This window comes from Sphingobacterium spiritivorum ATCC 33861, assembly GCF_000143765.1.
Taxonomy (GTDB): Bacteria; Bacteroidota; Bacteroidia; order Sphingobacteriales; family Sphingobacteriaceae; genus Sphingobacterium; species Sphingobacterium spiritivorum.
Map to the genome: position 1 here is coordinate 876,401 of NZ_GL379771.1, position 24,341 is coordinate 900,741.

The window sequence follows — 24,341 nt, forward strand, 5'->3', positions numbered from 1 at the left end:
GATACGAAAAAAAATTAATTGCCGTCCTTCGTCAGCCATTTCGGTCGTAGAGGGGCCTGATAGTTTTTCATCTTTTCCAACAGATCTTCGATAGTATCACTAACCAATAACATATCCCGATTTTCGGCAGATAAGAGACCTGATTCTACCATATGATTTACAAAAAGAATAAGATGATCATAAAATCCATTAACATTTAACAATCCTATAGGTTTGGAATGCAGTCCCAATTGTCCCCAGGTAATCATCTCGAAGAGTTCCTCCATTGTTCCAAAACCTCCGGGCAGCGTAATCACACCATCACTAAGGTCATTCATCATCTGCTTGCGTTCGTGCATACTTTCCACGACATGCAGCTGCGTCACTCCTTTATGTCCGATCTCTTTGCTATTGAGAAAATCAGGAATCACGCCGATCACTTCACCTCCCTGAGCCAAAGCACCATTTGCAACAGCTCCCATTAATCCTACATGCCCCCCTCCATACACAATACGCAAACCTTCATCCGCAAGTTTTTGTCCTGCAAAATAAGCACTGTTCATATAAACCTCATCAAATCCCGGACTTGACGCACAAAATATAGCTACACTTTTCATCGTTTTAAAGTTAATGATAATCGTAAAACATTCAGAAGTTGTATCTATAAAAAAAACCGTAAGTGCCTCGCGCGCTTACGGTCATAACTAACTAAACATTGAAACAATCTTTTATTGTGCACGGCTTTTCTCTTCGTTGCCTGTGTCTTTTTTATTGAAATTATTTTTCAGGTTTCCAAATTTATAGGTGTATGTCAATCTCACCACACGACGGTCATGTGTCTGACGGATTCTGGTATTGAATTCACCAAAGTTTGTTGACAGATTATGATTACCCGTATTGAATATATCGTTTACGGCCAGTTTGATCAGGCTTCTTTGATTCTTAAAGGTCTTGGTAACTCCCAGATCCAGATTCCAGCGAGACTCCAGTTTGTAAATATTATAGGAGAACGGTGACATATAATTCACATTTGCCTCTGCAGACAACAAAGAAGAAATCTTAAATGTACTCATGGAATTTCCCTGAAAAAGTACCGTCTGCCGGTTTAATGCATTATTGGCAACCTCTCCCTCAAACTTCATGTAAACAGCTGTCATGTTATTATACATCGACCAGAATTTTGTCACGGTTACCGGAACGTTCAGATTGATGTAAGCCTCTTTATTTCTTCCCAGATTTTCGCGTGTTACCCAGGTTGTATTTGTTGTTGCATCCTGCCCCATACTCTCCACGATCGCATCTTTCTTGACTGTGTAGCCCATAGCGATGTTATATTTCTGCAATAAGGTATAGTTAAACTTATATTCATCTGCATATTGCGGATTCAGATACGGATTTCCTCTCTCTGATGTAAACTTATCAATGAAATAATCGAACGGATTCAGATACTTATAGTTTGGACGATTGATTCTTCTGGCATATCCTACAGACACAATATGATTAGGGCTGGCCGTGTAGGTAAGTGTACCGGTAGGGAACAGATCCAGGTAATCGCGCTTTGAGCGTTTACCCATTGTAATGGAATTACCATCAGACTGCGTATACTCCGCTCTTAGTCCGGTTTTTAATCCCCACTTGCCAAACTGACCCGAATAATCCACATAGCCTGCAGCGATTTGCTCTTTATAGATAAAGTGGTTTGTTCGGGTCGTATCATTTACCCAATTATTCCCTTCAAACTGCTCAAATAAAAGGTCGTTATCGGATTTCACATTCGAATATTTCGCTCCCAGATCTATTGTGTGATTTTTATTCAAGGGATGAGAATAATCTAATTTTGCAACGTAAATATCAATCCCGACCGGCATATCACTTTGCAGCAATTCTGCTGTACCTATCAGCTGGTTATCAGGACGAAAAGTTCTGTTATCATAATCCGCTCCTTTGCTGTTTCGGAATCTGCTCCAGTCCAGATCCAGTACCAGCTTACGTCCGGTAGAATCAATCTTAAATTCATTGTTAAAATTGACAGAATAGTTATTGAAACGCTCTTTATAATCTGAAACTGACCTTACGATCGAATCAACAGGATTATTCACAATCCGCACTTCCGTTGTACTCCCATTATCATTCAGTTCATTATTGTTACGACCGATGAATTGCAGTACCATTGTATTCTTTGCTGATGTTTTCTGCTCTACACCAAATTTGTAACTATGTGTCCTGTCCCGTGCATCAATCTGACTAATCTGAGAAAAATTAGTGTTTATTCCATTATTTGCAATAGTTCTGTCAACATTGATATCGTTGATATAGCGCTCATTGAAGTAAGAATATGATGTAAACACATTTGTATTGTTCTTTTTGTAATTTACAGACAGGGAAGTGTTGCCTCTGAATCTGCGTGCCTGAGCGGCAGATACATTGAAATTTCCGTTGAAGCCTTCAATTTTATTCTTCTTCAGCACGATGTTGATCGTACCCGTAGATCCTTCTGCATCGTCTTTACCTGAAGTAGCCGTAATAACTTCCACAGACTTCACCTGATTACCGTCGGTGCTCTTTAATAAAGTAGCCAACTGATCTCCGGTCATATAAGTCTGACGGCCATCTATCGTCACATTGATACCACTCTGCCCCATCAACTGAATATTGTCATTCTGATCTACACTTACACCGGGAGCTCTTTTGATAATTTCCAGTGCATTATTACCCGCAGCCAATGGTGAGTCTTCTACATTCAGAATTAACTTTCCCTGTTTATTCTCGATCAAAGGCTTCTTTCCCTGTATCTGCACTTCTGCAAGTACGGTTGAAGAATTTTTGAGAACAAGGTCAGCTACTCTTCTGTTCTGACCATTTATATCCGTGACTGCTGATTTTTCCTTTGCATATCCTACACTGTTTGCTTCAATAATATATTTGCCCTCCGGAACATTTACAAATTCATACTCTCCCTTTTCATTGGATACTGTCGACTTCAGAAGCACTTGTTTTTCCGCAACATACAGATACATAGTCGCTGCCGCAACGGGCTGTTGCTTTTCATCCACAATCCTTCCTTTCAGGTTATTATCCTGCGCCAACACATTCAGTTTCCCAACATAGAATACGGCTGTAATAATTAATAATTGTATTAGTCTTTTCATAGATTTTAAAAATAAGGCTTCCCTGTTCCGGAAAATTCTCTCCGAAATAAGCTGTCACTCCGATATATTGATGATCAGTTTGTGGCGGTTGGCCTGTTGCTGTTTACTGTTTTATATAGGTTAGACGCTAACGGGAAAGAAAAGGTTGCATTCCTTTCCCGCTTTCGCTTTTTATTTTTTATCCTTCTGTTTGGTATCTATCCTCACCCCATCTTTCCCGATATTCACCAATGTGTCTTTTGAGTTTTTCGTTGTGATCTTGATACCATCTTTAGAGATATTTACATTTGTCTCATCATCATTGTGATTAATGGTATCCTGCTCAATAGTAACTTCCTGATTTTCCGGAGTTTCTTCTTTAGGTTCGATAGCACATTTCAATCCCAGATCTGTCACGTTCCACTCTGTCTCTTTTACATCCTCTTCATATCTTACTTTACAATCGTAGTAAGAGATGTCTCTTAATTTATATTCCAAAGAGCGGTCAATGATTACCTTAGATCCGACAGGCAGGTAGAGTGTCACTGTTACTTCCTGGTCTCGGTACAATTCTTTCTCTCTTAATTTAAAATGACTGTCGAAATGTATGCCCAGACTATCCTGAGTCACCTGATATCTGATCTGCGAGGCACGATTGGTAGCCAGCTGATAATTTTTACCTCTTGATGAATATTCATATTTGATATACGGAGCTTTCAGAGAGTCTATTTTTTCAACTCTCACCCTGATATTATTTTTCAGAAAATCGCTAAGATCTCTGTCGTCTATCTTGATTATTCTTTTGGTATTGCTTTCCTCTACTTTGATCACTCTTACATCACGCTCACTAAGATGATATACCGCCTGTCTCTGAAGTGGTTTTTCCTCAACGATTGTACTTTCTTCTTTAAAGTCTTTCATCGTATTGACACCATAGGAAATACTCACTCCTGTAGCCAGCAACCATACAATGAATAGGGAAATGGATACATATTTATTCATAGAACCTTTATTGAAAAGCGCCCGTATAATGCTGTAAAAAATAGCTATCATCGGTATTGCGATCGCAAAAGCAGCTGCAATAAGTGCTATATAAGCCTGATTAGGTTCCATGAAATTGACAGGATACATTATCCCGTTATCGCTGAATCCTGAAATTCCGAAGGCGAAGAAAATTACAGCAATCAAGAGTCCCAGCAAACTCAGCCCTATTGAAAAAGCGATCACCAGTCCTATTGCTTTTACAAACACAGTCAAGATCTTGACGATAACATCGCCGGCCGAACGAACTCCTTGACTAAGAGAATCGCCGGCCCCCGAAAAATTTTCGCGAAACCCACTCATTTCTTCTTCAAAATTTTTCTTAAAATTCTGCAGATTCGGAGCTTCTCCTCTCATTTCCATTTTATCTGCGCGGGTGATTGCTACCGGCATAATAATCCAGAGAATCACATAAGCCAATATACCCGAACCTCCCAGAAGGACAAACAAAACAAACAGGAGACGTACCCAACGAGCTTCAAGTCCTACATAATGTCCGATACCGCTACATACACCACTGATAACCGTATCATCAGGGTCACGCATCAGTTTTTTACCAAAACTAAAAGATTGGTTATTCGTATAATCCTGTTGTGTATATCCTTCGCCATAAGATTCATCCGCAGTATCAAAGTCACTCACTCTCCCCATCTGAGCGATCACATCATTTACATCCTCGTTATTAATGACTTCTTTACGTCCGCTCTCAATACGCTCGCTGAACATCTCTGCAATCCGGTTTTCGATATCTTCCAGAATTTCTTTGCTGTCCTCCGATTTACCAAAATGGCGTTTGATGTCGATCATATAAGATCGGAGTGTCTCGTAAGCATCCTCTTCTATGTGGAAGACGATCCCGTTAATATTGATAATTATTGTCTTATTCATGATATATGTTTCTAATTGTTAGCCTTTAGTTTGTTCTTCCTTCAATTGATGTAGATACTGCAAATACCAGTTCTTTCCAGGTAACATCTAATTTTTCGAGGACCTGAAGACCTTCTGCAGTGATCTCATAATATTTTCTTGGAGGACCTGAAGTCGATTCCTTCCAAATATAACTCAGCAAACCATTGTTCTTAAGTCGAGTAAGTAATGGATATAGGGTACCTTCTACTACCAGTAACTGCGCCTTTTTTAGTTCGCTGATAATATCTGAGGCATATATCTCCCCTCGGGAAATAATAGAAAGGATACAGTATTCCAGAATCCCTTTCCTCATTTGTGTTTGTGTATTTTCAGCTATCATAACAATACAAAGATATATGCTTTATCCTGTACTTTGCAATACATAGTACTATAATTTTTAAATATTCGAACATAATCGCCTTATAATCAGGTAAATATTTTTTTTGTATTTTTTTTGATTGCTCTTCAAAAAGTTAAAAAAATTATTATCCGGTTATTTTTCCCTATTTTTAAAACATGGAAGGCAATCTTAGCCTTCCTTAAAATGAAAGAATATTTTAATGAGATTTTTAATAAACTATTCATGGACGATTTTGTGGTCCATAATCGTTCTTATATTGATCAGCCTTCCGTCCAATGATTTTGATGGCGTCAGTACATTTCAGGGATTTGATAAGCTTGTACACACAGGTTTCTTTTTTGTATTTACAGTCCTGTCTTACTTCGGGTCGGTTTTACAGTCCAAAAGAAGGGCAACCAAGCTGAAGACAAGCATTATAATCATACTAATAGCAGTATCCTTTGCCTTTCTTACGGAAGGGATACAGCTGTATCTTACAACGACAAGAAGTGCAGACTGGTGGGATATCTTTGCAGACACCGTAGGTATAGGAATGGGTGTGTTTGCGTATTCATTACTCTATCACAAAAGAACAATATGAAAAGAAAATACTGGATTTTTACACTTATGATTGCCCTCACGACGGTATGTCTTAGCTCCTGCTCCATCTTTAAAAAAGACTGTGGTTGTCCTTCTGTGAACTCAGGCAAGCGAAAATAAAGTCAGGCTCTTGCAAGGGTCGCAATGGACACCCGGACTCCGCTGATGCCTGTTAGTGTACGGGCAGCAGAAGCCAGGGTAGCTCCTGTTGTCAATACATCATCGACAAGGAGTATATGTTTATCCGTCAATGCTTCTTTATTTAAAATGTCAAATATGCCCTCTACATTGTCATACCGATCCAGTCTGGCATGCATAGTCTGGCTCGAAGTCTCTACAGTCCGAACCATACTGACACTATCCAACGGTATCCTCATTGACGCTGCGAGTCCCTGCGCGAAATACTCCGCCTGATTATAGCCTCTTTTTCATTGACGCTTACGGTGTAAAGGAACTGGAACAACGAGATCCACATCAGCATATTCTCTGGTTCTCCTGAGTACTTCACCATATTTCATACCCAGAAAATAACCGATTTCAGGATGACCGTTATATTTGAGTTGATAAAGAATACGCTCTACGAGTGTTCCTTTGGACAGAAACAACATCGCCGTTGCATTCTGAAAATCACATTTTCCTCTTAACTGGCGTGTAGGTTCATTGTTGTTGTCCAGGTGAAAACAGGTCAGCGGCAAATGGTACAGGCATGTGGTACACAGAAATTTTTCCTGATAGAGCAACCCTGCTCCACAGCCAAAACAACATTCCGGAAAAAATAAGGATAGAAAATCTTTCCAATAGAACGCCAGCTTCATACATTCAAGTCATTGGTTCCCTTAAAGTTAACCAATGAAAATGAAAACTAAAAACCGGCTATACAGCTTCTTCTTCTTTGATCGCTAACTGTCCGCAGGCAGCATCTATATCTTTACCTCTGCTACGGCGTACATTTGTGATGATGCCCTGACTACGCAGATATTCTGCGAAAACATCTATTTTATCAGCATCAGCATTCGTAAAATCTGCTAATGATATGGGATTATACTCAATCAGATTGACTTTGCTGGGGACATGTTTACAAAAACGGGCCAGCTCCTTCGCATCTTCAAGCTCATCATTAAAATTATTAAAGACTATATACTCGAAGGTGATCGGGCTTTTGGTTTTCAGGTAGAAGTATTTCAGTGCCTCAGCAAGTGCTTTCAGTGTATTTTGCTCATTGATAGGCATGATTTCATTACGCTTCTGATCATTAGCTGCATGTAAAGAAAGTGCCAGATTAAACTTCACCCCATCATCGCCCAGTTTTTTGATCATTTTGGCGATACCTGCAGTAGATACGGTGATCCGTTTAGCGGCCATATTCAAACCATCCGGAGAGGTGATCCGTTCTACAGACTTCATCATATTGGCATAGTTAAGCAAAGGCTCGCCCATACCCATATATACAATATTTGTCAGCGGTTGTCCGTATTTTTCTTCAGCCTGTTTGCTGATCAATACAACCTGATCGTATATTTCATCCGCATTCAGGTTACGTTTGCGATCCATATATCCGGTTGCGCAAAACTTGCAGGTAAGACTACATCCCACCTGGGAACTGACACATGCAGTCATACGATCGGTAGTCGGAATAAGTACTCCTTCGATAACATTGTTGTCGTACAGCCAGAAAGAACTTTTTATAGTTCTGTCCGAACTGACCTGTGATTCTTTGACAGTCACGGCATTAATAGCAAAATTTGCCTTTAATGTGTCTCTCAATGCTTTACTCAGGTTGCTCATCTCATCAAAATCTGTACAGGATTTCTGCCACAGCCATTCATATATCTGCTTGGCGCGGAATCCCTGCTCACCCATTTCAACCAGCTTTTGTTTCAGCTGATCGAGTGTTAAACTTCTGATGTCGATGATGTTACTTTTTACTGCCACGGCGCAAAGTTACGGTTAATTTTGGAAATCCGTCTTTTCTAATGCCACGGCAATATCAAAAAAGGCTGCTCCGTCTCCGAAGCAGCCTGCTATCAATCACCTGTTTCATTATTAATTCACATATTCTATAAGCACGGAAGATGCCTTATCATTAAATGATGTAATACAACTGTTTGAGGCATTTAATACATAACTGCTGCCTTTAAAGTAGTCCTGATCATACAGTGTCACCCGTATATTCGGAGACAATAACGCTCCTGAAATATCATTATCGGAGATTCCTTTAGCGATTAATTCGGCTGTTGTATATCCTCCGACCGGTAATTCGACCTCATATCCTCCATAACTGCAATGTTTATAAAATTTGGCTGAACCCCCGCCACCATAGGGCTCAACAATGACAGAGCTGGTCTTATCATTAAAACCATAACTTCCGGCCAGACAGTCTGCACTTGTGGTCATCAGAAGCGGAGTTCCGGCAAAGTTGTCCTGATCGTACAATCTTACCCTGACGCCTGTCATCGGTACTTTTATGCCGGAAACATCATTGTTTGCGACTCCTAATGCGGACAACTCTGCTGTGGTATAAGAGCCATATGGAAGTGTAATGTTATATCCTCCGTAAGAACAGTTTTGCGTTACGGTAGTTGTATTTCCTGCAAATTTTGGAATTCCGTTTACAAAACTGAAAGTATATCCTTTAGAGCTGATATTACCGTTTTCAGCAAGGAGTCGCAGGGTAAAATTATAAGATGTATTACCCAGAGAATGTAAATCACCGACAGGCATTTCTATATGAAATGTATTTCCGGAAGGAGCATTTACCCACATGGGAGAGTCATGATCTGTATTCGTCGGACTACTGACCGGATCAAAGTAGTAAAGGACGTTTGCCAATATCTGATTACTGGTAAATGTTCCAGAAATAACCATTTTTGATGTTGCCGTATTGTAATAGGCTTCTGTAAGAGATACATTTGTAGTCAGACTTCCATATTGTCCCGCAACGACTGCCGGCTGAAACAGTTCATTGCGAAATAATATCGCACAATCGCCTTCAGAAAGAAAGGTCTTTTTGCCCGTCTTACCATAAGTAGAATTTCCACTCCCCATTAATGAGGTTCCTAATATCGGAGCTTCTGAAACTTTCTCCTTGTTGTGAGGCAGGTTTAGACCATGTCCCAACTCGTGAAACAGTCCACCGATATAAGCAGATGTAGTAGTTGGCATAGCTGCCAGGCTGATATTAGGATTGTCGAGAGCAAAACAATTTCTTCCAAGGCCGAAGAAAGGCTGCCCTCCGCCGTCCGTACGCTGAGGCAAAATAATCAGATTATGATATGTTGTAGAAAATTCCTGCGGATGCGTGGATCTATACGCATTTATTTCACTTATAATGGCATTCGCAGCTGTCGTACTGTACGGATAACTTGCCTGAGGCTGTGAACCTTGTATCGTAATAATTTTTACACGATTGGTTGTACTGTCCAGTGGAAGTCCCAAAGTTTTGCCCCCATATCCGTTACGCGTCATCTCAGAAGTGATGAATCCCTGAAAATGAATAAGCAAATCGCTCAGCCGCTCTTTATAACCACTTACTGCCGGATTGTCGGAAGGAACAAAATAAATAATATTCAGGTTCCTCGCATTTGATACAAATCCACCTGCATTCACCGGGAGACTGGCAACAGTATTTGTATTGGAAAGTTTGGAATCGGATAGTGTATCCGTTGTATTGGGTTTCTGACAAGCGTACATCATGCCCAACATCCCCACCAGGATTAGTGTTTTTAGATTGTTCATAAGTAGTTTATTTGATTGGTATCAACCAAATATAATGATCTATACGCCTAATATTTTTGCGTTTACAACGAAAAAATTACGAAAACGTTTACGTGTATAAGATACATTTTGCCGCTATTTATTTATCAAAAAATGCCGCTATTTCCAGATATAGCGGCATCATTTCTAACACAAGACAACCGTAAATTTTATTGTTTCCTGCGCTTTTTATATTTGCGGATAACTACAAATCCCAATACTCCGATCAGTAAAAACGGCCAGATGCGAATCAGGATAATAAAGAAGGTTTCTAATGCAGTCCACCCGAAACGAACCGCATCCACCAGCTTGGTGCCAAAGCTGTCTGCCCCGATGGAAATATTAGACTGTTCCTGATAGAGATAAACAGAAAGCGTACTGTATGCGACCTGTTCATTTAAAGATTTGAGAGAAGCAGCGGTCGCATCTATTTCTTCCTGAATTACCCGTATCTGCTCTTCGATCTCTAATATTTCTTTGACATTCCGGGCTTTGCTAAGCAGTTCTGTATACCGCTGGAGATAGGCTTTTTTGCTTTTCAATCTGGAATCCAGATCATAGTACTGACCCGTCATGTCCTGAGACTGAATACTCTTACTGGTAATATTGTCCTTTCCGCTTTCCAGTTCTGCAATGAATGCTTCATAGCTTTGTACAGGAATCCGGATATTAAGATTATACGAGGCTATTGAATTTCCTTTTGAAAGTGTCTCTTCTTCATAAAACCCTTTATGTTTGCTGACCAGCGCATCGAGATCTTTTTTACTTTTCGCCACATCCCGCGATTCTACGGAAACAGATCCTGTCTTGATGATTTTCTTCTGAGGCACAATCAGACGCTCATTTGCCGCGGCATCAACGGCAGCATCCGGCTCACTCTGATCCTCCAGACTCAGCGCCATAGGCTCTGCTGCTGCATCGGGTTCGGACAAAGCGACCTTAGAAGTGTCTGAAGCCCTATTACACGAAAATAGGATCAGTACTGCTGATCCTATTAACAAGATTCGTTGTACATTTTTCATTTCTTTTGAATTTTAGACATGATGCAGCATCAGATCAAATTCCATAAAAGAAAAATGTATACTTATTTATTCGGCTTTGGTTAATGCTTTTTTAACAGCCGGAGCTATTTTTGTACCGAATATTTCAATAGATTTCATCATCATATCGTGATCCGGACTACCGACATCCATATGCGCTGAAAAACGCGTCAATCCAAACATTTCCTGGACATGAAGGATTTTTTCTATGGCTTCATTTTCACTTCCTATGATCAAATGTCCATGGATAGAACGACCAAAATCATATTGTGATCTTTGGTAAGGAGGCCAGTTGCGACTCTTACCGATTCTGTTCATCTGAGCAGCATATACAGGATAGTAGTATTCCGATACTTTTCTGCTGTCTTCACCAAAGAAGGCATGCATGTGTACCCCTACCTGAAATTTACTCATATCATGTCCATTATCTTCGTATGCCTGGCGGTACATTTCGAACAAAGGCTGAAACTGTTCTGCAGCTCCTCCGATTATCGCAAACATAACAGGAAGTCCTAATTTACCGGCACGGATAACAGAAGAAGTCGTACCTCCGACTGCGATCCAGATCGGAAGTTCATTGTGCACAGCTCTCGGAAAAATTTCCTGATTAATGAGAGATGGCCTGAACTTACCGGTCCAGTTAACCGTTTGTTGTTTATTGATACGAAGCAATAAGTCTAATTTCTCTTCAAAAAGCTCACTGTAATCTTCTAATTTAAACCCGAATAATGGAAATGATTCAATAAAAGAACCTCTTCCGGCCATGATTTCAGCACGACCGTTGGAAAGTAAATCTACGGTAGCAAAATCCTGATATAACTTAACCGGATCTGCAGAACTTAATACAGAAACTGCACTTCCCAATTTGATATTTTTAGTAACGGATGCTGCCGCCGCTAAAATAATCTCCGGAGCAGCTACAGCATAATCTGAACGGTGGTGCTCTCCCATTCCGAAGAAATCCAGACCGACTTCATCCATCAGCTTGACCTCTTCAATAATTTGATGTAAACGCTCCTGTGGAGCCTGTATCTTGCCGGTAGCAGGATCTATTTGAAGATCCCCAAACATTCCTATTCCTAATTCCATAATATTCTCCATTTTATATCAACAAAATTAGATAAGATTGGTTGTTCCTGCATTGATGTATGATAAGAAACGTTTGTTATGAAAATATCTAGTGTAGCTTATCCGTGAATAAGCTCTTTGTTACCGTAACTCTGAATCAATTCTCCTTCAAATGTAAGCCACTCCTTCCAACGTTTATCAACATCTACATCTGTAGAATATTTTCTGGCAAAATTCAGAAATGTAGTATAATGATTCGCCTCAGAGACCATCAGATCATGGTAGAATCTGGCAAGATCCTGATCCTTGATATTTTGAGATAATACTCTGAACCGTTCACAGCTTCGGGCTTCTATCATCGCGGCAAAAAGAAGGCGATCAATAAAAGCCATATTACGGCTTCCGTCTTTCTTTGAAAACTTCATCAGCTGGCCTACGTAGTCATCCTTACGCTCTCTTCCCAACGTATACCCTCTTTCCCGGATAATCTCAATAACCATCTGAAAATGTTGCATTTCTTCAATGGCAATAGCCGTCAATTCATGCACAAGATCTTCATGTTCAGAGTTATACGTAATCAGTGAAATAGCATTTGTTGCTGCTTTTTGTTCACACCAGGCGTGATCTGTAAGAATCTCCTCTAAATTAGATTCTGCAATATTTGCCCAACGGGGATCCGTTAATAATTTCAATCCTAACATATACAAAGTAAAAAGAGTAAATAGTAGAAGCTGTTTAATAATCTGCAGATATCAACCTCTTCTTTTCAAAATATAAAAATAAGGATATTATGCCGCTTTTAAGTACCGGCATTGTCAAATTGATTGTTAATGATGCGATGTTAGTTCGCTGATCACAGCATTCGCCACTTCGTCTTCATGTCCGTCAAAATGATGATCTCCTTTCAGTACCTGAATACGTAAGTGTTTTGTGATGAGTTGTGAGGAAGGAAAATCCCGGGTATCGTTTCCCATCAACAGAAGGGTTTGTGTGTTTTCTATTTTATTTATTTCAGCAATGACATCCAGGCTTCTTTTGACACGACTCCGGCCTACCATATCTGCCAGATGGATTTCCAGATCTGTAGAGGTTGAAGGCTCTATCATTATAGCCCGATACAATTTATTTTTGAGATCTGCCGGAAGTCTGTTTACAAGAAAAGGAACTGCATCTGCACCAAAAGAGAATCCCGCAATGACAAACTGTGTATTAGGTCTTTTGTCCAGAATCTTATGGAGATATACGGCCATATCATTAGCAAGTTGCTGGGGGCTCTTCTTATTCCAGAAGTATTTTTTGGAATCTACAGCGGAAATGCCATAGCCCTTATTTGCCAATGTACTGCAAAGGTTGCTCGAAAAAGTATTCAATCCGCCATCCCCACTAAAAAATAAGATAAACGGAACTTTTGTGTTTCCCTGCCATTCTTTCATAGGAACCGTATTTTGCTGAGCCTGCACAACCATTAAGATCATCAATGCTGCCAATAAACCCCAATTTTTTTTCATATGTAGACCCCTCCTACTTTCCAGGCTTCATTACCTTTGTCAGTGCTACAGGTAATTGTAGTAAATCAAAATCATTACTGAATACAAGGTACTTATTTTCCCATATAGTTGCATACTTCTCCTTGAAACTCCGCAAGGTCTGATAATGCTTAAAACTGCCCACTTTCTCGGAAGCAAACTTCATAATCTGCTCTGCCGGATTGTCGGGATTACTGAGTCCGCTCATAGGAATCATCCCCAGATTAAGATAGTTGAGATCTTTTTGCTGTGCGTACCCTATTAATTCAACGATAAGTGCATCCATGCATCCCCCCGGAGCTTCGGCACGTTTACGGATCAGATCATAGGTACATTCTTCAGGAGCATAATCGGGAATGATATTTAAAAAAGCCTGTATTTTTTTTTCTTCATCTCTCACGACAATTACATCCTGATATTGTATGGTTTCGGCTTCAAACATGCCCTGTGAGAAGATCATCTCTCTTTTGCCAAACGATTCTAACCATTCATGCGAGACAGCTTGTAGTTCCTCTACCAGATCAGAGCCGTGGGGAGCATACAGCACCTCAGCACTATACCCTTTCTTTGTGAGCGCATTAAGCCCGTTTCGTAAGGACTTCCGGTCTTTCCCGCTAAGGGAAAAAGAGCGTGTTTCCATGATAGCTTCCTGACCGATTACGATCTTCTGCTTTTTCATATCCATGAAATACACCAGACTGCTTTCATCTACCCTGTAATATGCCGTCTTCAGACCGAGCCCATGACAGTACTCTTCAAATTCGGCAATTACTTCTTCCTTATCTTCTTCTTCACAAACAGGCTCGTCCAGTACTATGGCAAACTCACTGGCTGTTGCATAGGACACAAATCCATCTGTCAGTGTTGAAAAATAGATCTGCTTATCGGCAGATACCTTGAAATAATCCATTGGGGAATGTCCGTAGAGCTGCAACAGATTTTTTGCTCTCTCCAACTCGTGACCTTCCTGAATCTTTTCGGGGTGCACGATCTTGGGACGAAGAATAGTATATAATAATAACAACCAGGAACACAGGCCCAGTAATCTGGTGATATTGAGAAAATCGCGGCCGAAGTTTGTGCGCGGATCTAATTCATCATCCGAAAACAACAGAAAACTGCGGATCGTATGGTATAGCGATTCCTGCCAGGAAAAGTCTTCACCAAAGTGCTTTTTATCGATAAAATAGAAGCTCAGAAATTCGAACAGACCCACTGCGGCCAGAACCGTAAAGAATGTTATAAAGCCAATCCGGATCCAATTCAGATTTGTCTTGATATTATACTGTCTTCTGTTACTCATTAACAGGAAAAGAATGAGCAAGGCAACGATGGATTCTTCATAGTCAAAGGCTTTTCCAAGATGGCCGAACAACGAAAGTACAGTAAAGATAATAGCCGCAACCCAGGCTAACCGAAGACCCTTCAAGAGATAGGCTGATGTCACCATAAGCGCTATTCCCATGACCAGTACCATTAGCTTTGAAGCATGCATCGCTTCTGCTGGCAAATAAAATTTCTCCAGTCGCATCCGTTCAGCGAGAGGTGGCGTGGCCACCGAAATCAGGTTGACGAGCCCCAAGAAGAAAATAGATACCGCCGGAAGTATCCGTACAATAAGCTGTTTTCCCCGCCACAAAAACGAAACAATTCCGGCAAACAAAGGCAGCCAGAATTCAAATACCCGATACAGCAATGTAATTCCTAAAGCCTGATCATGCGCGTATCCATAGGCTGTAAAAATGTACAGCATCGTAAATTCCACAGCTCCCAGTCCTCTTAGAAAAGGAGAAATTATCATCAGCACTACCGAAATCGTATAGCCTACCGCAGCCGCTTCGAAAGAGATGTGTACACCTAAGGCATACATACTCACAAAAGCATGCAGAATACCACAGCATTCGATCAGGGTAGAGATAAAAACGGTGTACAACAGATGCTTACGGTCCAGACTACCTGAAAAGACTTCGTCTATCTGATGGATTACTTTTGGAAACCGCCGTTCTACGAGGCCGTAAAGTTTACCTTTGGTTCTAAAGGACCAGAAAACAGCAAAAGCAATACCCAGAAGCAGACCTAATGCCAGCAAGGCCAACCAGGCATCATTAAAATTTCGATGATCCCACACTGTGTAGATAATAACCGGAACTCCGATAATAAATACCGTCAAAAGGCCCACATAGCCGTAAATCGCGCCAGCCTGATGGATTTGTGTAGCTTTGAGCTTGCGCCGGCGCAGCTGTGCCGTGGTATAGGCGAGCGAGCTGATTCCTCCTGCCGGAAGAAATACACTTAAAAAATTACGCTTTAAAAAAAGTTCTATAGCATCTGAAAGATGAAGAGATGCTCCTATAGTACGGAAACTCTGGATGTACATCCAGCCCTGAAGAAGAATATACAGTATGGTTATACAGACTCCGCCAATAAGCCAGGCGGGATCAGCCTGCTGCAATTGCGGAAGAATGGACGCCAGTTCCTTACGTTCACTACGGAAAAAGAAAAAAGCCAAAAGGATAACGAAGATGGCTACGATCTCTTTCCAATATGTCTTTGGTGAAAAACTCCTTATTTTTTCTTTGAGCAATGCGTTCATTATAACCTCATTGATGAAACGAATGTAGTATTATTTCTCAATAAAGCAATGTTAAAAAAAATTAACCATCGTCTTAAAATTGGCTTAACTTTGGACTTCATGCAACAGCAAAACGTATTAATTATTGGCCTTGTGTGGCCGGAACCGACATCCTCAGCGGCAGGATTCCGGATGCGGCAATTGATAGAACTTTTCCTTCAACATGATTTACAGGTCGTCTTTGCCTGTGCTGCTCAAAAGTCTGCATACAGCCTTGATCTTGCTGCGATGGGAGTAGAAGAAGCCCCGATACTGCTGAATGATCCTTCTTTTGATACTTTTATTCAAGAACTGAATCCTGCTATGGTGGTATTTGACCGCTTTATGATCGAAGAGCAGTATGGATGGAGAGTAACACAGCACTGCCAGGATGCGCTAAAGATCCTAGACACCGAAGATCTTCATTTTCTCCGCCACGCACGTCAGCAGAATACGACAGATGCTGCTCCCGACCTTTACAACGATGTCACCAAACGTGAACTCGCTGCTATCCTGCGATCTGACATCAGTCTGATTATCTCCGAGACAGAGATGGATCTCCTGACTTCCACATTCCGTATAGACCCGGATATACTATATTATCTTCCTTTTTTGGAACAGGAAATTGATCATGAAAGAGCTGCATCCTGGAAGACATTTGAAGAGAGAAAAGATATGATGTTTATAGGCAATTTTCTGCATGAACCCAACTGGCATACGGTGCTGAATCTTAAGAAAAACATCTGGCCGCTACTTCGTAAAAAAATGCCTGAAGCCTCACTTTATATTTATGGTGCCTACCCTTCTCAAAAAGTCTTACAACTTCATAACCCTAAAGAGCGTTTTTTTATAGCCGGCCGGGCAGAAGATGCCAGAGAAACAATGGCGAAACACAGACTGCTGATCGCACCTATCCCTTTCGGAGCGGGTATAAAAGGTAAGTTTATAGATGCCATGCAAACCGGGACACCCTCCGTTACCTCTTCGCTAGGAGCCGAATCAATGGCTGACCGGGTTAACTGGCCTGGCGCAGTGGAAGACGATGTAAACCTGTTTACAGAACAGGCCACTATCCTTTATCGGGACAGGGAGATCTGGAATGAGGCGCAGAAAAAAGGTATTTCCATTATCAATAACCGGTATTCCCGCAGGAAGTTTGCGGAAACATTTATACAAAGGTTATTTGAGTTACAGCGCGCCATTGCCTTACACCGGCAAACTCATTTTGTAGGGCAGATCCTGCAACATCACACGTTGCAAAGCACTAAATATATGTCTCTTTGGATAACAGAAAAGAACAAATAAGAAAAGCGTCTTCAAAGAGACAGCTTTCTTATTACAAAACAACATGTGCTGTAAATCAATTATTTATTATAAAGTTTGCTGTGAATCTTTTTTAATTCGTCTACAGGAATCTTTATTACTTTTCTGTCATACGTCATAAGCCCGTTGGTCTCAATCTCCACATCTGTAGTCTGGGTATATACCGCTGCAGAGAGTCCGGCGCGGATCAATTCCGGAAGACGCCCTATAAGCTTAGCATACTCAACCAGCAGTTTCTCTTTGTCATCATAGGACTTATATCCCCAGTTGCCCTTATCCAGCCATACATGATCTTTGACAGGAAGTCCCAATCCTCCGAATTCGCCTAATACGAGGATCTGTTTGCTGCCATATACAGCCGGATCCGGCATAGCAGGTCCTGTATAATAATGCAGATCAAGTATTGGACTCAAGCCCACGAAAAAATTACCTCCGCTTGCAGCATTTATCAGTCTGCTGCTATCATATTTCATCGTCCACTCCACGATATCTTTCGTTTTGAATTGCCCCCAGGCCTCATTAAACGGAACCCAGACAACGATAGACGGATAATTATGGAATTTGTCCATGATTGCCTTCCACTCTTTACGGAATATCCTTTCTGATTCTGCAGAACGCTCCTTATCAAATTTGAGATCTGGTGCCTGCGCTATCAGATCGTGATCAGCATCGACTTTCTCTCCGGCAGGCATCTTGACCCGAAGGTGCTGAGACCACTTATTATCTCCTCTGTCTCCGCTGGGCATATCCTGCCATACCAGCATTCCCAGCTTATCACAGTGATAATACCATCTTGCGGGTTCTACTTTAATATGTTTACGGATCATATTAAATCCCATTTCTCTGGTTTTCAGAATATCAAATACCAGTGCCTCATCTGTTGGAGCAGTATATAATCCATCCGGCCACCAGCCCTGATCCAATGGTCCGTACTGGAATACAAACTCATTATTCAACATCATACGCTGTATTCCATTCTGATCTTTAGACATGGATATTTTACGCATTCCAAAGTAGCTTCCAACTTCATCTATTATTTTCCCTTTGCGTAGTATCGTTATTTTCAGATCATATAAAAAAGGATTTTCAGGAGACCATAGTTTTGCATTTGGAATAGATAAAGTCGTCTCTCCGTCTGTCAGCAACTGCTCTGTAACTTTTACTGATCCGTCCAGTGCGGTTACTTTTATCTGATCACCCGTCTGAAGATTACTTGTCTCTACTGTCAGCTGCAGCTGAGATTTGTCAATATCAGGAGTTTGACGGGTTGACAGGATATACGTTTCAGGAACAGCCTCCACCCATACGGTCTGCCAGATCCCTGTGACTGGTGTATACCAGATAGACTCCGGTTTGTTGACTTGTTTCCCGGCAGGCTGTGGCCCTTCGTCTGTCGGATCCCAGACCCGAACAGCAATCTTTTGTTTTGTGCCTTTATTCAGTGCAGAGCTGATGTCAAACGAAAACGGATCATATCCTCCTTCATGTGCTCCGACTTTTGTCCCGTTTACATAGACCTGTGCTGCCCAATCTACCGCTCCAAAATGTAATAACACTTTCCCTTTCCGCAGAGAAGAAGGAATTTCAATCTCCCTGTAGTACCATAGTACGCTCTCTTTCCCGACAGCTCTGCCCACTCCGCTTAATGCGGATTCTACGGCAAAAGGAACCAGAATATCTCCGTCAAAAGATTCCGGAATCTGCGCATCAGCAGCATCAGGCAAAATCGTGTATCGCCAAAGGCCATTAAGATTTTTCCAGTTATTATTACGTGTTAATTGCGGTCGTGGATACTCAGCATGGGGAGAAGATGCATTTACTTTTGCAGCCCATTCTGTGGTAATTTTTCCGGGCACTATTTTCCATTCCTTCTGTGCAAAGACCTGAGCAACAGCCAGCCACCCCACCAGTATCAGCAATATTACTTTTTTCATAATCATTAGTTTGTTTCTTTTTTTCCAAACGTTTTTCAGTTATTTAACGGTTGAAAAAGCATAGGTTGATTTTGTATGATATACCTCATCCGGCCGAAGCACAGTTGAAGGAAAGTTTGCATGGTTGGGGCTGTCCGGAAAATGTTGTGTTTCTAAACAAAATGCGGATCTGTAAACATCCTTACCGTTTCTGAGCATGTTTTTTTCCTGCATGAAATTGCCGGAATAAAACTGCAATCCGGGTTCACTGGTATAGATTTGCATTTGTATTCCGGAATCTGTACTTTTTATGGTTGCCACCGGCCCGTCAGTTTTTTTACTAAGAACGAAGTTATGGTCATATCCTTTGCCGAAGCTCAACTGTTCGTTTTTTTTGTCTATGTCAGCTCCTATTTTTTTCTGCTTTCTGAAATCAAAAGCTGTTCCTCCCACATATGACAGCTCTCCGGTAGGAATTAATGAGCTGTCCACAGGCGTATACTGATCCGCATCTATCTGAAGGACATGATTCAGAATACTACCGGATCCGTTCAGATTGAAGAAAGCATGATTGGTGAGATTCACGACTGTGGTTTTATCAGTTGTCGCTTCATACTCCATCGTCAGCTCATTATGATTCGTAAGGGTATATATCACTTTGACCGTCAGATTTCCGGGAAAGCCATTATCCAGATCCTGTGAAACCAGTGTACAGATAAGTGTGCTGTCACCAACTTTTTCGAGGTTCCATTTCTTATATTGAAATCCTGTTTTTCCACCGTGCAATGTATTCAGACCATTATTGATCGTCAATTGGTAGTCTTTACCCTCAAGTGAAAATTTACCTTTATTAATCCGGTTTCCATACCGGCCTATTGTTGCTCCGAAATAAGGTTCAGTAGCTGTGTCATAATCTGCAGGATCTTCGAATCCAATCACGACATCTACAGGATTTCCATCTTTATCAGGTACCAGCAGACTCATAATTCTTGCACCGTTTTCGCAGAATTTGGCCGTCATCCCTTTATTATTTGCCAGCGTAAACACCTGATATAATGAATCCTGCACATTCACCTGCTCTTTTGTGCGTTTATCTGTTGTGGATTGACAACTTAACAAAGTTCCGATAGTAAGTACAAACAATGTGATGGTGATTTTCATGGGTTAGCCGTTTGTATTATCATAATAATATGTATGTCGGTTCCTGACATACATATTGTTTTTCAAAGGTATCTGTATATAAAAATAGTTCTAAAATTTCTATATACACACATATAGCGTATATCTATTCTGTGACAAATAATCAACTCCCCAACGGAGAAGTCAGTAGAGTTGATTATTTTTTGTCAGGAAGCATGTTTCAAAATCTATTCTTTCTCACACGATATATAAGTAAGAATAGGTAGTAATTATTAGAAATTCGGATCCTGATTATCCTGTTTCTTCGCCAGTTGCTGACTGTCTCTTGTATTTTTTTGTACAGCAATAGCACCAAATAGAGCTAATAAAAAGGAGAAGGCATAAAATCCTTTTTCACTCGGAAGCAGGGTTGCATTCCAAAGCCCGATGGTCAGTAATACAATGGCGAGAATAGTCGAAAACCAGCTAAGTCCGTAATAAATATCTGTAACCGGAATATTTTCCAGTCTGTCCCGTACACTCTTCTGAACGGAGATAACAGCAAAAAGTCCGAACATTAAAACAGTGAAATAATAGCCTTTTTCATTTAACAGCATTTCAGCTCTCCATAGTCCGATAAGAAAGCCGGCAATTCCTGCTGCCAGAGCAATCCAGGAAGCAGCAATAAATGCACTTGATGGTTTTTGATTCATATAGTTGTATAATTGATTTGTAGTAAATTTCTAAACAAAGGGTTTCTTCTTAATTATAAATGGCTGATATATAAACGTCCAATATAAAGAATTTATTTTCTCCCTGCTATTCCTTAAATTCAAATTATAAACTATTTTGCTCTTTTATTTTCAGTGGCTAAAGAGATTGTTTCTTCGATTCGCCTTTGTCTGGTTTCCGGTCTTTTCGCATTATAGATCCATTTCAAAATTTCTTTTTTTGAAGTTCGCGAAAAGCTTTCCCAATTTTTATATGCTTCTTTATTGATAAGAAAAGCATGCTCCAAATCCGGAGGGATCAACAGGTTCTCCGCATTATCTGATGCATCCCACATACCATTTTTCCTGGCCATATCAACCACTTCCAAACCAGCATCCGTCATCAGATTCTGCTCAATCAGCAATGCAATTTTCTTCTTATTTACAGCGCTCCAGTTGCTCTTCGCTTTCCTTTTGGAAAAAAACTGAAAGCATCCATCCGGTTCCCGTTTTTTCTTGAGACTGTCAATCCACCCATAACAAAGTGCCTCTTCCACTGCTTCAGAGTACAGCACACTTCGTACAGCAGACTCTTTTCTGAAAACCACAAGCCACACCGAATCAGCGGCCTGATGATTATCCGCGAGCCACTGGCGCCATTCTGCCCTCGATTTAGCATATATCACCTTAACTCCATTTCTGATTTCTTCCATAGCATAGCATCGTTTATTTAGAACTCCCGAAAGCAAACCACCTTCATTTACAAGATCTTACCAACTAAACTTACACAAAAAACCGGCTCCGAACAATCTTTATTCATAAATGTGACTGTTACAGAAGCACTTTGACACCCAAAGAGATATTCCGACCCGGAAGAGGTGCAAGATATTTTAAAAAGGAATTCTGGGGTCTGGCTTCTACGTTCAGCAGATTATTACCATTCGCATAGCATTCTACTGTCTGTCCCATAAACTTCAATCTATATCCGACTCGTCCCGCAAGCAGAGAATAAGCTGGCATTGGAGGCTCCGGATTTATATTTTTCCCTAAATAACGTTGTTTCAGATAGCGGTCAAAGGATGCATGAAAAAAGATCTTATCTAACTGCAGCGATCCTGCAAGACCGTATCGGCTTGTAGGAAGATTTGGCATATAATCCCCTTCAGCCCATTTACGCATATTATCATCTGCTGTATTTTCATTTTTGACCAGATCAAAGAAAGAGGATATCTCCCACGTTCTGTCCTTAGTCCAGGAATCTTTGTAGCTTAACTCAGCTTCCCAACCTGAAATTTTCGTATCGGAAGATCTCCATTCCTTGACCAGAAAACCTCCGGACCGGGATATTCCGGTATGTGCCAGATAAAGGTAATTGTCAAACGTTGTTTCATAATATGTTGCACTCACCTGAAAACCGTACCCCTGCCAACCGGCTCCGAATTCATAGGTTTTAGCAACCTCTTTTGGTAATCTGTCGTCTCCGTTTTCTTCAATCATAATTGCGAAATGATCATTGCCTGCGTAAAGTTCATTTACGTCAGGTGCCCGTTCAGCATGATTGTAGGATAATTTAAGAAAAGCTGTTTTCAAAATATTCCAGCGCAGATCAGCAGAAAAATGATTCAGATCAAAATTCCGGTCGGAAAGCTTTCCTCCTGCCATCCCGCGACTCGTTTTATATCCGGCATCATGTTCTGCCCGCCGTACGACCCAATCATGTCTGTACCCCAGATTCAACAGTACGGGTTGGAAAGTAAATTGCTGCAGGGTAAATGCGCCAACCTCCCGGCTCCAATTATTGGGTAAATATCTTTGTGCCCCCGTTCCATCAATTTTTAAAAAGGAAAAATCTATTCCACTGGTTCCTTTCCAGAATTTTTTAATCTGATGTTCCATATCTGTTCGGAAAGCGTGTCTGGTGCTGTTGAATTTATTGACCTGGTATATTCCCACCAATTCTCTGTCATCAGATCGCTGCATCATATAATTGAGTTTCCAGGCGGATATAATAGAAGAATCAGCCCGATAAGCTGTTTCAAAAAGTGCACTGTGAGCCAGAGCCCTTGTATTGATCGGTGCATAGTCTGGCATTGGCACCACCACATCGTGTGAATGCTTCGGTTTACTTGTCATCGCAAATCCCGGAATTCCATAATATCCCTCCAATGCACGGTAGCCTAAGCCTATCCGCCACCGATCCTGAATATAACTCGTTCCGATATTTATCGCCCGGCTCTCCGCATGGCTGTTGGGCATGATCCCTCTGGTCACGGGTGCATAATCCGAAATCCCATGTACTAAAGTCGTCGAAAGAGGAGTATTGGGATCTTGTCCAGGTATATATTTGTCGTTTGAGGGGTTAGGCATGCGTTCGGTACCGATTACAGAATGGGATTCAAAAGTATAGAGATCTGCTTCCGAAAGCCCCCATTTGGGGTCATTCATATGATCCAGCACAAACTGGCTGAGGTAAGGATAGAGACTCAAGTTGCGAATAGTCTCTCTGTCTACATGAACCTGTGCCATTGTTTCGGTCAGGTGGTCAATCCGCGGATCATACGCTATCGGAGCTTTAGTATTTCCCGGAATTTTAAGATTATTATGATGTTGATTCATTCCCCCCAAATGCCAGGCCCATTTTTTTCCGAGATTACCGTTGATATCGACTGCTTGTCTGTTTCCGCTATTTGTACCCGCTTCCACCGTGACCCGCCCTCCAAAAGGCTGTGCAAATAATGTCGCAGGAATTGTGTTATCATGCATGTCCACAGCTCCTCCGATTGCCTTGCCTCCATAGAGCACGCTCGCACTGCCTTTGTACACGTCTATTCCCAGTAAATTATCCATGTCAACATTGCTGTTCAGATTGGGACTTATACCGGACAGATCATTGTAAGATAATCCGTTAGTAAGGATTTTGACACGATTTCCACTCAGACTTCTGATCATTGGCGCTCCAGAATTCGGGCCGAAGTTCGCATTCTGTACTCCGGGAACACGGCTTAAGGTTTCACCCAGCGTCTTTGCCTGTAATATATCCAGATCTTTACGCCCGAGTTCAGACACATTTCCCTTTGAGGATTTACTTCCTGTTACAATAGCTGTGGGTAGATTGATCTTTTTCAGACTATCAGGAGTGACTTTTCCCTGCGCCTGGAGACAGGGAACATAAAATATACCTGTGCATAGAATAAGTACTAACGGAATGCGATAGTGAAGCGATTTCATATTATGTTGAGAAGTATGTTTAAATGATCATGCAAAAATATAAAAACAAATTT

19 protein-coding genes and 1 pseudogene are annotated in these 24,341 nt (G+C 41.1%); 2 read left to right on the forward strand and 18 right to left on the reverse strand.

Annotated elements, in window-relative coordinates; all coding sequences use genetic code 11:
* Positions 1–14: 14 nt before the first annotated feature.
* From HMPREF0766_RS13790 to HMPREF0766_RS13805, 4 genes are all read right to left on the reverse strand, one after another.
* Positions 15–596: an LOG family protein gene (locus tag HMPREF0766_RS13790; protein ID WP_002998299.1), complete on the reverse strand. Its 582-nt coding sequence runs from the start codon at positions 594–596 to the stop codon at positions 15–17.
* A 111-nt stretch (positions 597–707) separates the two neighbouring features.
* The gene (locus HMPREF0766_RS13795; protein ID WP_002998302.1) at positions 708–3,128 is read right to left on the reverse strand and encodes an outer membrane beta-barrel family protein; all 2,421 of its coding nucleotides are present in this window, start codon (positions 3,126–3,128) and stop codon (positions 708–710) included.
* A 171-nt stretch (positions 3,129–3,299) separates the two neighbouring features.
* Positions 3,300–5,036: a PspC domain-containing protein gene (locus HMPREF0766_RS13800; RefSeq protein ID WP_002998303.1), complete on the reverse strand. Its 1,737-nt coding sequence runs from the start codon at positions 5,034–5,036 to the stop codon at positions 3,300–3,302.
* A 25-nt stretch (positions 5,037–5,061) separates the two neighbouring features.
* Complete coding sequence (locus HMPREF0766_RS13805) at positions 5,062–5,397, reverse strand: PadR family transcriptional regulator (protein WP_002998305.1); 336 nt, start codon at positions 5,395–5,397, stop codon at positions 5,062–5,064.
* Positions 5,398–5,617: 220 nt separating this feature from the next.
* Between HMPREF0766_RS13805 and HMPREF0766_RS13810 the strand changes: the two genes are divergently transcribed.
* Positions 5,618–5,998, forward strand: coding sequence for a VanZ family protein (locus HMPREF0766_RS13810; RefSeq protein WP_002998307.1), 381 nt, complete (start codon positions 5,618–5,620; stop codon positions 5,996–5,998).
* Positions 5,999–6,119: 121 nt separating this feature from the next.
* On the opposite strand, the pseudogene HMPREF0766_RS21860 reads toward HMPREF0766_RS13810, so the two are convergent.
* From HMPREF0766_RS21860 to mprF, 9 genes and pseudogenes are all read right to left on the reverse strand, one after another.
* A pseudogene (locus tag HMPREF0766_RS21860) lies at positions 6,120–6,395 on the reverse strand (ComF family protein); the annotation flags it as partial.
* 30 nt (positions 6,396–6,425) lie between these two features.
* Positions 6,426–6,812: a ComF family protein gene (locus tag HMPREF0766_RS21865; protein WP_002998312.1), complete on the reverse strand. Its 387-nt coding sequence runs from the start codon at positions 6,810–6,812 to the stop codon at positions 6,426–6,428.
* A gap of 58 nt (positions 6,813–6,870) precedes the next feature.
* Entirely contained in the window at positions 6,871–7,929 is a 1,059-nt protein-coding gene (gene rlmN, locus HMPREF0766_RS13820) for a dual-specificity RNA methyltransferase RlmN (RefSeq protein ID WP_002998315.1), read from the reverse strand.
* A 111-nt stretch (positions 7,930–8,040) separates the two neighbouring features.
* On the reverse strand, positions 8,041–9,732 hold the full coding sequence (locus HMPREF0766_RS13825) for a beta/gamma crystallin family protein (RefSeq protein WP_002998317.1): 1,692 nt from the start codon (positions 9,730–9,732) through the stop codon (positions 8,041–8,043).
* 188 nt (positions 9,733–9,920) lie between these two features.
* The gene (locus HMPREF0766_RS13830) at positions 9,921–10,772 is read right to left on the reverse strand and encodes a DUF4349 domain-containing protein (RefSeq protein ID WP_002998319.1); all 852 of its coding nucleotides are present in this window, start codon (positions 10,770–10,772) and stop codon (positions 9,921–9,923) included.
* Between the two features lie 66 nt (positions 10,773–10,838).
* A complete protein-coding gene (locus HMPREF0766_RS13835; protein WP_037460398.1) occupies positions 10,839–11,879 on the reverse strand; it encodes an LLM class flavin-dependent oxidoreductase in 1,041 nt (346 codons plus the stop codon).
* 98 nt (positions 11,880–11,977) lie between these two features.
* Positions 11,978–12,559, reverse strand: coding sequence for a MiaE family protein (locus HMPREF0766_RS13840; RefSeq protein ID WP_002998324.1), 582 nt, complete (start codon positions 12,557–12,559; stop codon positions 11,978–11,980).
* 126 nt (positions 12,560–12,685) lie between these two features.
* Positions 12,686–13,366 carry an AcvB/VirJ family lysyl-phosphatidylglycerol hydrolase gene (locus tag HMPREF0766_RS13845; RefSeq protein ID WP_002998326.1) on the reverse strand — a complete coding sequence of 227 codons (681 nt, stop codon included), beginning with the start codon at positions 13,364–13,366 and terminating at the stop codon, positions 12,686–12,688.
* Positions 13,367–13,379: 13 nt separating this feature from the next.
* A complete protein-coding gene (gene mprF / locus HMPREF0766_RS13850) occupies positions 13,380–15,977 on the reverse strand; it encodes a bifunctional lysylphosphatidylglycerol flippase/synthetase MprF (RefSeq protein ID WP_002998328.1) in 2,598 nt (865 codons plus the stop codon).
* Between the two features lie 99 nt (positions 15,978–16,076).
* Here mprF and HMPREF0766_RS13855 point away from each other — a divergent pair, with 99 nt between their 5' ends.
* Positions 16,077–17,300, forward strand: a complete 1,224-nt coding sequence (locus tag HMPREF0766_RS13855; RefSeq protein WP_236590623.1) for a glycosyltransferase — start codon at positions 16,077–16,079, stop codon at positions 17,298–17,300.
* Between the two features lie 59 nt (positions 17,301–17,359).
* On the opposite strand, the gene HMPREF0766_RS13860 is transcribed toward HMPREF0766_RS13855, so the two are convergent.
* The 5 genes from HMPREF0766_RS13860 to HMPREF0766_RS13880 all read right to left on the reverse strand — a co-directional run bounded on the left by HMPREF0766_RS13860 (position 17,360) and on the right by HMPREF0766_RS13880 (position 24,288).
* Positions 17,360–19,252 (reverse strand): glycoside hydrolase family 2 protein, encoded by a 1,893-nt coding sequence (locus HMPREF0766_RS13860; RefSeq protein WP_002998333.1) that lies wholly within the window; start codon positions 19,250–19,252, stop codon positions 17,360–17,362.
* 39 nt (positions 19,253–19,291) lie between these two features.
* Positions 19,292–20,392 (reverse strand): aldose epimerase family protein, encoded by a 1,101-nt coding sequence (locus HMPREF0766_RS13865; protein ID WP_002998335.1) that lies wholly within the window; start codon positions 20,390–20,392, stop codon positions 19,292–19,294.
* A gap of 251 nt (positions 20,393–20,643) precedes the next feature.
* A complete protein-coding gene (gene yiaA / locus HMPREF0766_RS13870) occupies positions 20,644–21,063 on the reverse strand; it encodes an inner membrane protein YiaA (RefSeq protein ID WP_002998337.1) in 420 nt (139 codons plus the stop codon).
* A 131-nt stretch (positions 21,064–21,194) separates the two neighbouring features.
* Positions 21,195–21,773 (reverse strand): YdeI/OmpD-associated family protein, encoded by a 579-nt coding sequence (locus tag HMPREF0766_RS13875; protein WP_002998339.1) that lies wholly within the window; start codon positions 21,771–21,773, stop codon positions 21,195–21,197.
* A gap of 118 nt (positions 21,774–21,891) precedes the next feature.
* Entirely contained in the window at positions 21,892–24,288 is a 2,397-nt protein-coding gene (locus HMPREF0766_RS13880) for a TonB-dependent receptor (RefSeq protein ID WP_002998342.1), read from the reverse strand.
* Between the last annotated feature and the right edge of the window lie 53 nt (positions 24,289–24,341).